Raw genomic sequence first — 14,942 nt, forward strand, 5'->3', positions numbered from 1 at the left:
CTCCTCCCCCCTTTCTTTTCTTTTGTTCCCCTCCCCCCCCCCCTCCCCTCCCCCCCCCTCCCCCCCCCCCCCCCCCCCCCCCCCCCCCCCCCCCCGCGGCCCCTGTCACGGGTCAGGTCGTCGCCGGGGCCGGCCCGACCAGCTCGGTCAGCACGTCCTCCATCGTCACGAAGCCGAGGACGGTGCCCGTCTCGCCCGTGACCGCGGCCAGGTGGCTGCCGTCGGCGCGCAGGGCGGTGAGGGTGTCGTCCAGCGGGGTGTCGATGCGGACCCGGGTGACCGTGTGCAGCGCCGAGCGCGGGAACGGCCGGTCGCGGTCGGTCAGGCCCAGGGTGTCCTTGATGTGCAGGTAGCCGAGGAGCGTGCCGTTGGGTCCGGTGACCGGGAAGCGGGAGAAGCCCGCCTCGGCCGCCAGCCGCTCCAGCTGGGCCGGGGTGACGGTGTGCGTCACCGTGCGCATCTGCACGGCCGGGACGAGGATCTCGCCGACCGGCCGGGTGCCCAGCTCCAGGGCGTCGCGCAGGCGTTCGCCGTCGGCCGGGGTGAGCAGGCCGGCCTCGCTGGCGTCGACCACCATGCGGGCGAGCTGGTCGTCGGTGAAGACCGCCTCGACCTCGTCCTTGGGCTCCACCCGGAGCAGCTTCAGCAGCCCGTTGGCGAAGGCGTTGATGCCGAAGACGACCGGGCGCAGGGCGCGGGTGACGGCGACCAGCGGCGGGCCGAGGACCATCGCGGTGGCGGCCGGGGCGGCCAGCGCGATGTTCTTCGGGATCATCTCGCCGATCAGCATGTGCAGGTACGTCGCCAGGGTCAGCGCGATCGCGAAGGCGATCGGGTGGATCAGCGCGTGCGGGATGTGGACCGCCTCGAACGCGGGCTCCAGCAGGTGCGCGATGGCCGGTTCGGCGACCGCGCCCAGCACCAGCGAGGAGACGGTGATGCCCAGCTGGGCCGTCGCCATCATCGCCGAGAGATGTTCCAGGCCCCACAGGGTCATGCGGGCGCGCTTGTCGCCCTCCTTCGCCCGCGGTTCGATCTGGCTGCGGCGCACCGAGATCATGGCGAACTCGGCGCCCACGAAGAAGGCGTTGGTCAACAGCGTCAGGGCGCCGATGAGGAGCTGGATCGCGGTCACCGGGCCACCTCGGGCTGCTTGTCGGTCTGCTGCCCGGCCTGCGGGGCCGGGGCGGGCGCCGTGATGCGGACCCGGTCGGCGCGGTGGTGGTCCACGTCGAGGACGTCCACCCGCCAGCCGTCCAGGTCGACGGCGTCGCCCTTGGCCGGGATGCGCGCCAGGTGGGTGGCGACCAGTCCGGCCACCGTCTCGTACGGCCCCTCGGGCGCGGTCAGGCCTATCGTCGCGAGCCGGTCGATACGGACGGAGCCGTCCGCCTCCCAGGCCTCGCGGCCGTCGGCGCCGGCGGGGGCGGGCAGCAGGTCCGGCACCTCGACGGGGTCGTGCTCGTCGCGGACCTCGCCGACGACCTCCTCGACGATGTCCTCCACCGTCGCCACACCGGCCGTGCCGCCGTACTCGTCGATGACGACGGCCATGGTGCGGGCGGCGCGCATGCGCTCCAGGAGCCGGTCGGCGGGCAGGCTGTCGGGGACCAGCAGGGGCGCGGTGGCCAGCTCGGTGACCGGCGTGACCGCCCGCTCCCCGGGGTCCAGGGCCAGCACGTCGCGGATGTGGACGGTGCCGACGACCTCGTCGAGGCTGTCCCGGTAGACCGGGAAGCGGGACAGGCCGGTGGCGTGGGTGAGGTTGGCGGCGTCGGCGGCCGTGGCGTGCGCCTCCAGGGCCTTGACGTCGACGCGCGGCGTCATCACGTTCTCGGCGGTCAGCTCGCTCAGGTGCAGGGTGCGCACGAACAGCTCCGCCGAGTCCGCCTCCAGGGCGCCCTCCGCGGCCGAGTGCTGGGCCAGGGCGACCAGTTCCTCGGGGGTGCGGGCGGACGCCAGTTCCTCGGCCGGCTCCAGGCCGAAGCGGCGGACGAAGCGGTTGGCGGTGTTGTTCAGGTGGGTGATGAACGGGCCGAACGCGGCCGTGAAGCCGCGCTGCGGGCCGGCGACCACCTTGGCGACGGCCAGCGGCCGGGAGATCGCCCAGTTCTTGGGGACCAGCTCGCCGACGACCATCAGGACGACGGTGGAGATCGCCACGCCGAGCAGGGTGGCGACGGTGGAGGCCGCGCCGCCCAGGCCGATCGCGCGCAGCGGACCGCGCAGCAGGACGGCGATGGACGGCTCGGCGAGCATGCCGATGACCAGGGACGTGACGGTGATGCCGAGCTGGGCGCCGGACAGCTGGACGGTCAGCCGGCGCACGGCCTTCAGGGCGCCCTCGGCACCGCGCTCACCGGACTCCGCGGCGCGCTCGAGGTCGCCGCGCTCGACGGTGGTCAGTGAGAACTCGGCCGCGACGAAGACGGCACAGGCCAGGGTGAGGAGGAGGGCCAGCAGGAGCAGCAGGACCTCGGTCACCGTGCCACCCCCGCTCCTTCGGGGGCCGCGGCGAGGTCACCGCGGACTATGACACAGCCGGTACTGGGAGGCTCCATTACGGAACGGGGCTCCTTGACGAGTCGTGAAACGGGTCAGCACCCATGGTAAAGGGCGGGCAAAGCGTTTCGGTCAACCTTGTGAGCACCCGAGTTTATTCCTCTACAGGGCTGTAGACCTAGTCTTGGGTTCGATCTCTGACCGACACTGGTGCGGTCGCCGAACCGTCCGACGACATCCGACCGACAGGGGGCACCATGTTCGGGCTGAGCGAGCTGGCCATCATCCTCATCGTGGTCATCGCCGTGCTGGCCGTGAAGAAGCTGCCGGAACTGGCCCGCTCGGCGGGCAAGTCCGCCCGCATCCTCAAGGCCGAGCGCCAGGCGATGCGGGAGACCGGGGCGGCGGCCGGCCTCGGCGGCACCGGCGGCACCGCCGGTGCCCCCGGTGCCGCCGAGGCCCCCGGAACCGCTCGGGAGCCCCGGGAGCCGCGGGTGATCCAGGGGGAGGCGATCCGCAGGGAGGACTGACCGGCGGACCCCGCTCAGGCCGGGTCGTCCGGCACCGCCGACAGCAGGCTGTGGACGACCGGGCCCGCCGAGCCGCCGCCGGTGACGCCCTCCTCCACGACGACGGCCACGGCGACGTTGCCCCGGTGGGCGACCAGCCAGCCGTTGTTCTCCTGGTCCTCGGAGACCTCGGCGGTGCCGGTCTTGGCGCCGACCTCGCCGGGCAGATCGGCCAGGACGCTCGCGGTGCCCTCGGTGACGGTGGCCCGCATCATCGTGCGCAGCTGCGCGACCACCTCGTCGGGGAGCGGCTCGGTGCGGGTGGTGTCCTCGTTCCCGGCGGTCAGCGACGGCTGGTGGAAGCGCCCGGAGACCGCGGTGGCCGTCACCGACGCCATGATCAGCGGATTGGCCTGCACCCGGCCCTGCCCGATCATCGACGCGGCCTTCTCCGTCTCGTCCTCGGGCACCGGGACGGAACCGTCGTACGACGGCACCCCGATGTGCCACTCCTGGCCGACCCCGAAGCGGGTGCGGGCCACCTCGCCCAGCTCTCCGTCGGCGAGCCTGCCGCGCAGGCTGATGAACGCGGTGTTGCAGGACTCGGTGAAGTCCTTGGCGAACGTCGCGCCCGGGAACTGGGACAGCTCCACGTTCTGGAACCGCTTCCCGACCGTGAGGTACTTCGGACAGTCCACGACGTCGTCCGGTTTCACCGCGCCCTTCATCAGCAGCGCGCTGCTGGTGACCAGCTTCCAGGTGGAGCCGGGTGCGTAGGTTCCGGAGACGGCCCGGTTGAAGCCGGACGCCGGGGAGTTGCCGACGGCGAGGATCTCCCCGTTGTCGACGCGCAGGGCGACCAGCGCGGCGTTCTTGCCGTCGGCCTCGGCCAGCGCCCTCTCCGCCGCCGCCTGCCAGGTCGCGTCCAGCGTCGTGCGCACCGGCCCGTCGTCCGCGGCGCCCTTCGGCCGCTCGCCGAAGCGGGCCTCGGTGCGCCGCACCTCGCCGGTGGCCCGGTCCACCAGCTCCACCGCGCCGCGGGGTCCGCCGTCCGCCCCGCCGCCGAGCCGGGCCAGCACGGGCGTCAGCGACGGGTACTCGGCCGCGGTGAGCTTCTCGCCGTCGCGGTCGACGGCCTCGGGCGGCGCGGTCTCCTCCCGCTCCAGCCGGAACTTCTCCGTCTCGCTCAGCCTCGGGTGGACCAGCGACAGCCGCCAGTCCACCTTCCAGGAACCGTCGCCCTGCTCGCGCAGCGGCAGCTGGGCCCGGTACGTCCACGTCCCCAGGTCCTCCACGGGCATCCGGGCGGTGTAGGGCACGGTGAGCGTGCCGTCCTCGGCCTCCTCGGCGTCCTCGCCCGGCGCCGCGGTGAGCTTGGGCCCGGTGATGTCGAGGCCCGCGGTGAAACTCTGGAGCACCTCCTGCGCCCGCTGGGGCCGGGTGGTGCGCTCGGCCGCGTCCGGCAGCCGGCCGGCCGCCCAGTCGGCGAGGAAGCCGCGGGCCTGCTCCATGGCGGCCGGGTCGGGGCCGTCCTCGCGGGCGAAGGGGCCGATCCCGGCCGCGTAGGAGCCGCCGGCGGCGACCGCGAGGACGACGGCCACCGCGGTGACGGCCCGCAGGGCGGTACGGGGTCTGCGGCGGGCGGCGGGCGTGCTGGTGTCGTACACGTCAGGGCTCCCTTGTCGTCGGCGGCCGTGGCCGCGCGGGAAGAAGTCGGGGATCACGGGCAGGGGTCGAGGAGGGCGGGCGGTCAGCGGCCGTGGCCGCACGGGCAGAGGTCGAGGGGGCGGCGGTCAGCGGCCCGGGCCGCGGGTGAAGAAGTCGAGGATCGTGGCGGTGGCGTCCAGGGCCTTGCTGGTGGGGCCGAAGCCCTCGGGCGGGGTGGCGGTCGAGCCCGGCCAGGTGTGGCCCGCGTCGTGCACGACGAGCAGCCGGACCTCGCCCGCGTCGTCCGGCAGCCGCCACACCGTCCGGTCGTGCCCCCGTTCCCTGGTGGTGACCGGCTCCCCCGCGCCGCCCGCCACGGCGAACGCCTCGGCGCTGGCCCGCGCCGAGCGGGTCGGGATGACCGGCTCGCCCTCGCCGGCCGGCGGGGAGGCCCACCCGGCGAGCGGGCGTACGGGGTCGTCCTCGCCGTAGACGACCATCACCGGCACCCGCCCGGCCGGCTCCACGGCGGCGGACCCGGAGGGCAGTTGGCCGGCGACGGAGGCCGCGCCGGCCAGCAGCGCGGGGCGCTCGGCGGCCATCCGCAGCGCCATCGAGCCGCCGTTGGAGAAGCCGACGGCGTAGACCCGCCCGGGGTCGGCCCCTTCGGTGCGGACCAGGTGCCGCACCAGCGCCTCGGTGAAGCGCACGTCGTGTTCCGGGTCGGGCCGCTGCGGGGTCGCCCGCGTACCGGCGCCCCAGCCCTGGTGCAGGCCCTCGGGGTAGGCGATCAGCATGCCGCGCGCCCGCGCGTCGGCGGTCAGCCTGCTCCGCTCGCGCAGCTCGGCCGGCGACGAGCCGCGGCCGTGGAAGGCGATGACGAGCGGCGGGCGGCGGCCCCGCTCGCCGTCCGCCGACGGCCGGTGCAGCAGGTAGTGGCGGGTGTGGCCGTCCACGCGCAGCCGCTCACGGGACTCGGGCGGGGCGGAGGCCGACCGGGTGGCCGCCGGGGAGGGGTCCCGGCGCACGGACTCGGCGGAGGAGCCGCAGCCGGCGAGGAGCAGGACGAGCACGGCGGCGAGGGCGCCGACGGCCGGGGCGGACCGCGCGGGGCGGGCGGAACGGGTGGGCTGGGCGAGGGGCATGTACCGAGGAGAGCAACGCGGGCACCGCGATGTCCAAGATCTCTGTCGGTCTCGAACCGATAGGTGACCCGTATGACTGCTGGTCGCGGCCCTGTTGCGGGAGGCCGGGGCGCCGGCCGGCTGTTGCAGAAGCGTCACATTCCCGGCCGTCGCCGTATCGCCCGCCGCCGTACCGGCCGACGTCGCGTCAGCCTTCCTCGTTCAGCCGACGTCGCGTCAACCCTCGTCGTCAACCCTCGCCGCTCAGCCGTCGTTGTCGCGCCAGCGTCCGCCGCTCGGGGCGGAGTCGAAGCGGGTCGCGGCCGAGGCGTTGCCGCTGAAGTCGTTGCCCGAGACCCGTCCGCCGGTCCAGTGGGCCCGTTCCGTCACCCACAGGGCGTGCGACTGGGTCCGGGGCCGCCCGTCGTCCCAGACGCGGTTGCCGTGCAGGTAGGGGTGGGTCAGGTCGGAGTCGGCGGTGAGGCCGGCGCGCGGGGCGGGCGCGTCGGGGAGCCGGTAGGCGGAGCCGGGCTCGGGCGTGCCGTCCGCCCAGGCGGTGCGGGCACCGGGACGCCGGGGGGCGAGGCGCAGCTCGGTGGCCGTGTTGCCCACCACCACGGCGGTCCGGTCCCCCACGGTCAGCTCCTTGCCGTGGTGCCCGTCCGGCGTCCAGTCGGCGGTCTCGTCGGTCATCGTCAGGTCGCTGAAGCGCACGCCCTCGCCGCCGCCCCGGGCGGCCGGTGCGGTGCGCCGGCCGTTGCCGTGGACGCGGTTGCCGATGAGGGCGGGCTCACGCAGGGGGGCGTCGACGCGGACGCCGTCCAGGGCGTTGTGCCGGATGTCGTTGGACTCCAGGACGATGTCGGTGGCCGGCTCCTGGTCGCCGCCGGCGAGGTTGTGCTGCCAGTAGCCGTAGCGGCCGTTGTTGCTGATGCGGTTGCCGCGGAAGGAGTAGGGGCCCGGTGTGTTGCCCAGGCCCACCCCGTCGAGCACGTTGCCGTCGATGAGGCAGCCGGTGACGATGCCGCCGCGCCCGCCGACGCTGGTGGTGCCCTGCGAGGACACGTCGAACCCGGCCTGGTGGTTGCCGATCATGGTGCATCCGGTGACCAGGAGTCCGTCGGCGCCCCAGTCGGAGATGCCGAAGCGGTTGTCCTCGGCGTGGCAGGCGGTGATCCGGATGCCGCGCGGCGGCGCCCACTCCTCCTGCTGGAGTTCGAGGAAGATGCCGTTGGTCCCGTTGCCGAGGGCGGTGCAGGCGGTCACGGCGAGCCGTTCGACGGGCCCCCAGCCGCCGACGCCGATGCCGATGCCGGCGCCGCCCATGGACTCCCCGGGGTCCTGCCGTCCGCACCGCTCGGCGTGCACGCCCTCCACGACGGTGTCCTGGAGGAAGTCGCACCCGAAGCCGGTGGCGGCGGTGTCGTGGATGTACAGGTCGGTGAAGCGTCCGCGCAGCACGTACTGGATCCCGAGCCCCTTGGCCAGGACGTCGTACTCGGGGGTGCGCACCTGCGATCCGTCGATCTCGAAGTGGGCGAAGGTGACGTCGGCGATGTGGTGGTCCCGGCCGGCGCCGTGCTGGGCCGTGGTGTACCAGGCCAGCGGCACGGGCTGCTCCGGCGCTCCCGGGTTGCTCAGCGCGAAGCAGGTGGCGCCGCGGCCGGCGCCGATCAGCGAGACGCCGCTGCGCCAGAGCACGGGTTGGTCCCGGACGACGTACCGCCCGGCGGGCACCCGGACGATCCTCGGCCGTCCGTCACGGGCGACCTCCTCCCCCAGGGCGTCCACCAGCTTTTGCAGGGCGGGCTGGTCGTTGGTGACACCGTCCCCGACCAGCCCGTGTTCACGGGCGTCGACCGCCGGCGGGAGAGACATGGGGGCTCCTTCCGGTGACGCGGGTCAGGGGGCCGGGTACCAGCGGGCGGCCGGACCAATCGCGCACGGCGGCAGCGGGGGCGACAGTGCGGGCATTTCCGACTATTCATCGCATTAATCAGCCAACAGGGCGATAATCGGAGCATGAGTACGGCACCGTTTGTACCGCTGGCCGTCTCGGCGGACCACGCGCTCTACATGACCCTGGCCTTCATCGGCGGGCTGGTGATCGCCGGCGCGCTGGTCTGGGCCGTACGCGTCGGCATGCGCGTGATGGACCGGGAGTCCCCGCGCCCCCACGCCGACGAGCAGCCGCACCTGCCCGACACCGGGCCCGTCCGCGAGGAACGCGAGGTGCGGGAGCCGGACGACGTGCCCCTCGCCGCCGACGGAGGCGCACGGCTCATGCCGTACGAGCTCCACCACGCCTCCACCCGCCGCGGCAAGGACCAGAACCGCCGCCGCTGGCTGCCGGGGTCGAGCGGATCGTTCGGGGGCGGCGGGCCGGGACACTTCTGAGCGGGCGCGGGCCGGCCGGGCACCGGCCGGGATGCGCTCGGGCCGTCCGGCGGGGTTGCCGGTTCCCGTCCGGAACCATGGCACCAGCAGCTACCGTATGTGATCGGCCGCATCACACCAGGAGGCTGCATGACCGCCGACCGCGCCCTGCCGGACGAGTACGGCATCTCTCTCACCGACGCGCTGAGCCACCTCCGGTCGGAGCTTCAGGCCTCCATGGAGGCCGGCGAGCGCGAACGGGTGCGGTTCTCCGTGGACTCCATCACCCTGGACCTCGAGGTCGTCGCCAAGGCCACACGCGACGTGAACGGGAAGATCACCCTGTGGCAGGTCCTGACCGCGGGGGGCGGTCGCCAACGTGAGGACGCCGCCACCCACCGCATCACCCTGACCATGAAGCCGCTGGACACGTCCCTCGGCGCGGGACAGGAGACGCTGATCGGGGACGACTTCTAGGTCACGTCCAGGACACCGGGGAGGGGGCCCCGCCGTGACGGAACCCAACCACGTCAGGCGCACCGTCGAGGTGACCGGTGCCCGGAAGGGCACGGGCTACGCGGTGGCACCGGACCTCGTCCTGACCGCCGGGCACGTGGTCGGGCGCCTGGCGGAGCCCTGCTCCGTCCGGACCCCGCGGGACGGCGACGCCGGCCACGCGAGCCGGGGCACCGTCGTGTGGCGGGCCGACCACCTCGGACTCGACGCCGCGCTGGTGCGGCTCGACGCGGCGGCCTGGTCGCCGGAGGAGACCGCGACGCGGTTCGGGGCGCTGCGGGGCCCCCGGCCGGTCGACTGCCTGACGGTCGGTTATCCCGCCGCGCGGGTCACGGCGTCCGGGCGGCGCCGGATCGAGGAACACTGGTGGAAGGTGATGCCCTCGACCGGCCACGAGGACGGCCGCTACGCCCTGAACTCGGAGCTGGTGGCCCCTTCGCCGCTCCCCGCCAGACCCGACGCCGCCGGTGTCCCGCGGCGTCCCTCCCCCTGGGCGGGGCAGTCGGGCGCCGCCCTGCTGACCGGCGACGGACGCCTCGTGCTCGGGGTCGTGGTCTCCGACCCCGCGGACTTCCCCGCCGGCCGCATCGAGGCGGTGCGGATCACCGCGCTGGTGGCCGATCACCGGTTCGCCTCGCTGGTGAACGCCGGGGAGCACCGCGTCGAGCCCGTCCCGGGCGACGCCACCGCGTATCCCAGCGGCGTCGTGGACCACCGCGAGGAGGTCGCCGGGCTGATCGGCATGGCCGCCAACCTCCGCGGCGACCAGCTCCCCTACGTCCCGCCCGCCCCCACCTCCGCCGCCCATCCCGACCAGCTCCTCGCCCAGCTGGAGAGGACCGCCGGAGAGTGCGGCGTCCTGCTGCTCGGCCCCGCGGGCGTGGGCAAGACCCGGACCTGTCTGGAGGTCGGCGACCGGGCCGTGGCCGCCGGCTGGACGGTGCTGCACGTCAAGCCCGGGGAGCCGCACGTCACGACCGATCAGCTGATCTCCGTCCTGGAGGGCCCGGTCGGCCCGCGGGTACTGGTGATCATCGACTACATCAACCAGTGCCACGGCCTGGACTTCCACGCGCTGCGCCACCGCCTCATACCCAGGACGGCGAGCCGCGGCACCCGGGTGGCGTTTCTCGCGTCGGCCCGTCCGGGCTGGTACTACCACCCGGAGAGCCACCCGGCCCGGCCGCTGTTCAAGCCGCTGGACATCTCGCCGGACGGCGAGCACGAGGAGAGGATCAGACGGCAGATCGCGAGTTCGCTGGCGCCCACCGCGGTCTCGGTCGTGGGCCGGGACCGGCTCTTCGAACTCTGCGGCCGGCGCCCGATCATCGCCATGCTGATCGCCGCCGAGGCCGAGACCCTGGCCCGGGAGGGCAAGCTGTCCTCGCTCGGCGGAGTGCGCCCCGGACAGCTCCTGGACTGGCTCGCCCGCCGCCTCGACGAGGACGACCGGCTGCTCTCGGAGCAGGTGCGCGGACAGTCCGGCGACCTGACCTCGTCCCTCGCCATGCAGGCGTGCGCCGCGATGGCCGCGGCCATGCCCCAGGACGAGGCGGACGTGGCGGCCTGCGGGGCCCGGGTCTGCGACGAGGACGACGAACTCGCCGAGCACCTCCTCGGAGCGCTGCTGCGGATGGGCTGGGTGATCCCCACGCCCGTCGGGCTGGCGACCGTTCACGACATCGTCGCCGACCAGCTGCTGGAACGCACCGCGATCCATCCGCTGAGCGACTCCGTGCGCCGCGGTGCGACGTCCCGGATCCTGTCCGGATGCCTGACCCGGGGCCGCACCGTCGGCCGGTACGCCTCGAACATCGGGCGTCTCCTGCGCGACCTCGAGATCGACGGGCGCGCCGACGCCCTGTCCCGGTTCTGCGGCACCTGGTTCGGTGAGCACGTCGCCGAGCTCGGCGAGATCGTCGGGGTGTCGGAGGACGAGGGCTCCTACGCGCTGGGAGCCGTCATCGACAACCCCGCCTGGGGCCGGACGGTCTTCGGCTGCTGGAACGAGCTGATCGGGCCGTGGCTGACCCGGCACGGGCGCTCGTTGCCGGCCCGGCACCTGTTCTACAAGGGCCTCAGGGCGGTCGGACCGCCGCACGTCGAGCGCCTGGTCGGCGAATCGCTGGCCTGGCTCGACCTGCACGGCACCTCGCTGGAGGCCAGCTTCGTCCTGGGCCCGCTGCTGGGCACCGGGCTGGAGGAGGACGCCGCGGCGCGGGCGGTGGAGCGCACCTTCGCCTGGCTGGGGCTCCACGGGGACCTGCTGGAAGCCCAGTTCGTCCTGGGGCCGCTGCTGGACCGCGAGATGGCGTCCGCCGACGCCACCCAGGCCGTCGACCGCGCCCTGACCTGGCTCACCCTGCACGGCACCACGCAGGAGGCCGGCTTCGTCCTCGACCCGCTCCTGCACCGCCACCTGGACGAGACCTCCGCGGCCCGCGCCCTGTCCCACACCTTCACCTGGTTACGCCGGCACGGCACCCTTTCCGAGGCACAGTTCGTCCTCGCCCCGCTGCTGGAGCGCGAGATGGCGTCCGCCGACGCCACCCAGGCCGTCGACCGCGCCGTCACCTGGCTCACCCTGCACGGCACCACGCAGGAGGCCGGCTTCGTCCTCAAGCCCCTGCTGAGCCGCCGGCTGGAGGAGGCCCCCGCGGCCCGTGCGGTCGAGCACACCCTCGCCTGGCTGCGCGTCAACGGCCAACTCCAGCAGGCCCAGTTCGTGCTGGCCCCGCTGCTGGACCGCGACCTCGCCGCCGACGACGCCACCGAGGCCGTCGACCGCGCCCTGACCTGGCTCGCCCTGCACGGCACCACCCGGGAAGCCGGTTTCGTCCTCGACTCCCTCCTGCACCGGCACCTGGACGACACCTCCGCGACCCGGGCCCTGTCCCACACCTTCACCTGGCTGCGTCTGCACGGCGCCCTGCCGGAGGCGCAGTTCGTCCTGGGGCCCTTGCTGGGCCGCCGGCTGCCGGAGCGGGCCGCCACGCAGGCGGTCGAGTGGGCGCTGGCCTGGCTGCGGGCCCACGCGACGCTCTCGCAGGCCAACTTCGTGCTGGGTCCGCTGCTGGGCCGCCGGCTGACGGGCCGCCCGGCGACCCAGGCCGTCGAGTGCGCCCTGCGCTGGCTGCGGGACCACGGAACGACCCTCGAAGCCGGCTTCGTCCTGCCCCCGCTGCTCGCGCACTACCGGGCGGCGAGCTTCGGCCCGGCCTTCCTCGAGGACGTGGAGCACTGGGTGGCCAGCCACTCGGACCGCTCCGACGTCGGCTTCGTGGCCAAGCACCTCGGACGGCAGGGCCTCATCACCACCAAGACGGCGGCGCTGATCCTCAAAGGGGTGATCGACAACCCGGGCACGGAGGATGTCGCCTGGCGTCTGACGGCCGTGTCCCGGTCGATCGACGGCCACCCCCTGCTGGCGAAATGGACCCTGATCGCGCTCGAGGCCCACTTCGCCCAGGGCACCGAGGGCGGCGGCTCCATCAACACCAGGGCCGAAATGGACGGCCTGTTCGAGAAACTGTGCCGACTGCGCGTCTTCTACTCCGGGATCGGCGCCGCACGCCTCGACGACCTGCTCCACGTCTGGGTCATGCGTCCGGACTCCCTGAGGTGCGCGCCCGGGTCCTACTACCACGCCCTCGTCTCGCGGGTGGCCGCGATGATCCGCGGTGGCCGGTTCGGCCCGGAGCAGTCCGGGCCGCTGATCGTGCGGATGCGGACGTGGGTGTCCGGGTGGATGTGCCATCCGGAGGACGAGCAGTGGAAGCGGGAGTCCGAGGCGGTGCTCGGTCACCTCCTGCCGGCCCCGCCCACCGTCGCGCTGCGCAGCCCCTGACCGATGTCTCGGCGCCCGCCCTCGATGCCGGGCTCCCCGGGCCCGGCTCCCCGGTGTCGCCCGTTCGGCGGGCCGTGGGCGTGCGCTCCGGCGGTCACCGGCCTTCACTGGTGGGGACGTTCCGAGGTCCCTGGAGGCGACATGGCCGCTCACCGGATGTGTCGGGCGGCCGGTGCCGTTCTCGTGCTGACGGCCGTGCTGAGCGGCTGTTCCGGCGGCGACGACGAGCCACCACCGTCTCCCGCCGAGAGCGCCGCCGGCGCCGCGAGCCGGGCCGCGTCGGCCGCGTCCTCGCTGGCCTCCGAGGGGGCGGACGTGCTGGCCTCCGCCACCGCCGAGGCCGGACGGTGGCTGGAGGAGATCACCGAGGGCGTCGACGTACGGGACGACGTCACCCTCGGCGATCCGCGGACCGGCGAGGACGGGCGGGCCACCGTCGAGATCACCGCCCGGAACACCACCGACACCGCCAAGACCTTCGCCGTGCAGGTGGACTTCACCGACCGCAAGGGCAACCTGCTCGACACGGCGGTCGCCACCGTCGACGACGCGCCGCCCGGCGAGTCCGGACGCGCCACCGCCCGCAGCACACGCGACCTCTCGGACGACGTGCGCGCGAGGGTCGCGCGGGCGGTGCGCTACTGACGCCGGGGCGTCCCGCGGGCCCCGGTCACAGGGCCAGCCACGCCGTCGTGTCCGGGCCCAGCCGGCCGCCCTCCAGGGGGGCGCTGGTCAGCAGCAGCTCGCCGGCCGGCAGGTCGACGGCCGTGTCCGAGCAGTTGGCGACGCAGCGCCAGTTGTCGCAGCGGTCGAACCGCAGCACGCCCGGCGGGGTGTCGTCCGCCCAGGTGAGGGTCTCGTCGGTGAGCAGCTTGCGGCGCAGCCGCAGGGCCGTGCGGTACAGCTCCAGGGTCGAGCCCTCCGCACCGTCCTGCGCCTCGACGGCGTACCGGGCGAAGGCCGGTGGCTGGGGGAGCCAGGCGCCACCCGGCCCGAAGCCGTACGACGGGCCGGTCGTCGTCCACGGCAGCGGCACCCGGCAGCCGTCGCGGCCCTTGCGGACATGGCCCGTCTGCTCCCAGATCGGGTCCTGGAGGACCTCGGTGGGCAGGTCGGCCACCTCGGGCAGGCCGAGTTCCTCGCCCTGGTAGACGTACGCCGAGCCCGGCAGCGCCAGCATCAGCAGGGTCGCGGCGCGGGCGCGGCGCAGAGCGGCCGCCTCGTCGACGGACGGGGCGGTGCCGCCCGACAGCAGCCAGGCGTCGGTGTCCGTGTCCGGCGGGAGCATCAGGCGGGTGGCGTGGCGGACGACGTCGTGGTTGGACAGGACCCAGGTGGCGGAGGCGCCGGCCGCCGCGGCGTCGGCCAGCGACCCCTCGATCACCGCGCGCAGCTCCGCGGCGTCCCAGGACGCCTGGAGGTACTCGAAGTTGAAGGCCTGGCCCAGTTCGTCCGGGCGGGCGTACAGGGCGCGGCGGGCGCCCGGTACCCAGGCCTCGGCGACCGCCATGCGGGGCGGGGAGTAGGCGTCGAGGATCTTGCGCCAGTCGCGGTAGATCTCGTGGACCTCGTCGCGGTCGTAGAAGGGGTGGGTGCCGGGGGCGAAGTCCACCAGCGCCGCCTCGCTGCTCAGTTCGGGGGCGCCGAGGTCGCGCAGCGGCTCCGTCAGGTCCTTGGCGAGGGCGTGGGCGACGTCGACGCGGAAACCGTCCACGCCCCGGTCGGACCAGAACTTCAGCGTCGTGCGGAAGTCGGTCCGCACCTGCTCGTTCTCCCAGTTCAGGTCCGGCTGCTCGGGCGTGAACAGGTGCAGGTACCACTGGCCGTCCGGCACCCGCCGCCACGCGCTGCCGCCGAACACCGACTGCCAGTCGGTGGGCGGCAGCTCGCCGTGCTCGCCGCGGCCGTCGCGGAAGACGTACCGGTCGCGGGCCGGGGAGCCGGGGCCCGCGTGCAGGGCCTCCTGGAACCACACGTGGCGGTGCGAGGTGTGGTTGGGGACGAGGTCGACGATGACCTTCAGGCCGAGCCGGTGGGCCTCGGCGGCCATGGCGTCGAAGTCGTCCAGCGTGCCCAGGCGCGGGTCCACGGCACGGTAGTCGTCCACGTCGTAGCCGCCGTCGGCGAGTTCGGACGGGTAGAACGGGCTGAGCCACAGCGCGTCCACACCGAGGGCGGCCAGATGGGTGAGGCGCTGGGTCACGCCGCGGAGGTCACCGAGCCCGTCGCCGTCGGCGTCGGCGAAGCTGCGCGGGTAGACCTGGTAGATGACGGCCTGCCGCCACCAGTTGGGGTCCTGGGACGACAGGTCGGGCGTGCTGGTGGTGGTGCGTACGGTCACGCGGCCTCCTCGGCGATGTGTGCGGGCGACATGAGTAGGTCTGTCCACATCGCCGGGAAAGTGAACACCGTCGTGGCCGT

The 14,942-nt window shown here is 74.2% G+C and carries 11 protein-coding genes; 5 read left to right on the forward strand and 6 right to left on the reverse strand.

All coding sequences use genetic code 11. The features are described from left to right. Positions 1-112 precede the first annotated feature (112 nt). Both ACZ45Q_RS09385 and ACZ45Q_RS09390 read right to left on the reverse strand, forming a co-directional pair. Positions 113-1,135 (reverse strand): hemolysin family protein, encoded by a 1,023-nt coding sequence (locus ACZ45Q_RS09385; protein WP_468257263.1) that lies wholly within the window; start codon positions 1,133-1,135, stop codon positions 113-115. Next, a complete protein-coding gene (locus tag ACZ45Q_RS09390; protein ID WP_468257266.1) occupies positions 1,132-2,484 on the reverse strand; it encodes a hemolysin family protein in 1,353 nt (450 codons plus the stop codon). The genes ACZ45Q_RS09385 and ACZ45Q_RS09390 overlap by 4 nt, the downstream gene beginning before the upstream one ends. Before the next feature lie 275 nt (positions 2,485-2,759). Here ACZ45Q_RS09390 and ACZ45Q_RS09395 point away from each other — a divergent pair, with 275 nt between their 5' ends. Next, positions 2,760-3,032 carry a twin-arginine translocase TatA/TatE family subunit gene (locus ACZ45Q_RS09395; protein WP_468257268.1) on the forward strand — a complete coding sequence of 91 codons (273 nt, stop codon included), beginning with the start codon at positions 2,760-2,762 and terminating at the stop codon, positions 3,030-3,032. A gap of 14 nt (positions 3,033-3,046) precedes the next feature. On the opposite strand, the gene ACZ45Q_RS09400 is transcribed toward ACZ45Q_RS09395, so the two are convergent. The 3 genes from ACZ45Q_RS09400 to ACZ45Q_RS09410 form a co-directional block, all read right to left on the reverse strand. Next, on the reverse strand, positions 3,047-4,678 hold the full coding sequence (locus ACZ45Q_RS09400) for a penicillin-binding transpeptidase domain-containing protein (RefSeq protein WP_468257271.1): 1,632 nt from the start codon (positions 4,676-4,678) through the stop codon (positions 3,047-3,049). A gap of 126 nt (positions 4,679-4,804) precedes the next feature. Next, a complete protein-coding gene (locus ACZ45Q_RS09405) occupies positions 4,805-5,803 on the reverse strand; it encodes a CE1 family esterase (RefSeq protein ID WP_468257274.1) in 999 nt (332 codons plus the stop codon). Positions 5,804-6,046: 243 nt separating this feature from the next. After that, entirely contained in the window at positions 6,047-7,660 is a 1,614-nt protein-coding gene (locus ACZ45Q_RS09410) for a right-handed parallel beta-helix repeat-containing protein (protein WP_468257277.1), read from the reverse strand. Positions 7,661-7,804: 144 nt separating this feature from the next. Between ACZ45Q_RS09410 and ACZ45Q_RS09415 the strand changes: the two genes are divergently transcribed. The 4 genes from ACZ45Q_RS09415 to ACZ45Q_RS09430 all read left to right on the forward strand — a co-directional run bounded on the left by ACZ45Q_RS09415 (position 7,805) and on the right by ACZ45Q_RS09430 (position 13,166). Next, positions 7,805-8,179 (forward strand): DUF6479 family protein, encoded by a 375-nt coding sequence (locus ACZ45Q_RS09415; protein WP_468257280.1) that lies wholly within the window; start codon positions 7,805-7,807, stop codon positions 8,177-8,179. A gap of 129 nt (positions 8,180-8,308) precedes the next feature. Continuing rightward, the gene (locus ACZ45Q_RS09420; RefSeq protein ID WP_468257283.1) at positions 8,309-8,635 is read left to right on the forward strand and encodes a trypco2 family protein; all 327 of its coding nucleotides are present in this window, start codon (positions 8,309-8,311) and stop codon (positions 8,633-8,635) included. A gap of 34 nt (positions 8,636-8,669) precedes the next feature. Then, a complete protein-coding gene (locus ACZ45Q_RS09425; RefSeq protein ID WP_468257285.1) occupies positions 8,670-12,521 on the forward strand; it encodes a trypsin-like peptidase domain-containing protein in 3,852 nt (1,283 codons plus the stop codon). 141 nt (positions 12,522-12,662) lie between these two features. Then, positions 12,663-13,166 carry an FxLYD domain-containing protein gene (locus ACZ45Q_RS09430; protein ID WP_468257287.1) on the forward strand — a complete coding sequence of 168 codons (504 nt, stop codon included), beginning with the start codon at positions 12,663-12,665 and terminating at the stop codon, positions 13,164-13,166. A gap of 25 nt (positions 13,167-13,191) precedes the next feature. Here the strand turns inward: ACZ45Q_RS09430 and ACZ45Q_RS09435 are convergent, their stop codons facing one another. Continuing rightward, the gene (locus tag ACZ45Q_RS09435) at positions 13,192-14,862 is read right to left on the reverse strand and encodes a glycoside hydrolase family 13 protein (RefSeq protein WP_468257290.1); all 1,671 of its coding nucleotides are present in this window, start codon (positions 14,860-14,862) and stop codon (positions 13,192-13,194) included. Positions 14,863-14,942 lie beyond the last annotated feature (80 nt).

The sequence above is a fragment of the Streptomyces sp. NPDC031049 genome, from assembly GCF_055571015.1.

Bases quoted from the DNA above. Each gene is read 5' to 3' on its own strand.
- ACZ45Q_RS09395 (WP_468257268.1), top strand. From the start codon at position 2,760: ATGTTCGGGCTGAGCGAGCTGGCCATCATCCTCATCGTGGTCATCGCC.
- ACZ45Q_RS09405 (WP_468257274.1), bottom strand. From the start codon at position 5,803: ATGCCCCTCGCCCAGCCCACCCGTTCCGCCCGCCCCGCGCGGTCCGCC.
- ACZ45Q_RS09410 (WP_468257277.1), bottom strand. From the start codon at position 7,660: ATGTCTCTCCCGCCGGCGGTCGACGCCCGTGAACACGGGCTGGTCGGG.
- ACZ45Q_RS09415 (WP_468257280.1), top strand. From the start codon at position 7,805: ATGAGTACGGCACCGTTTGTACCGCTGGCCGTCTCGGCGGACCACGCG.
- ACZ45Q_RS09420 (WP_468257283.1), top strand. From the start codon at position 8,309: ATGACCGCCGACCGCGCCCTGCCGGACGAGTACGGCATCTCTCTCACC.
- ACZ45Q_RS09430 (WP_468257287.1), top strand. From the start codon at position 12,663: ATGGCCGCTCACCGGATGTGTCGGGCGGCCGGTGCCGTTCTCGTGCTG.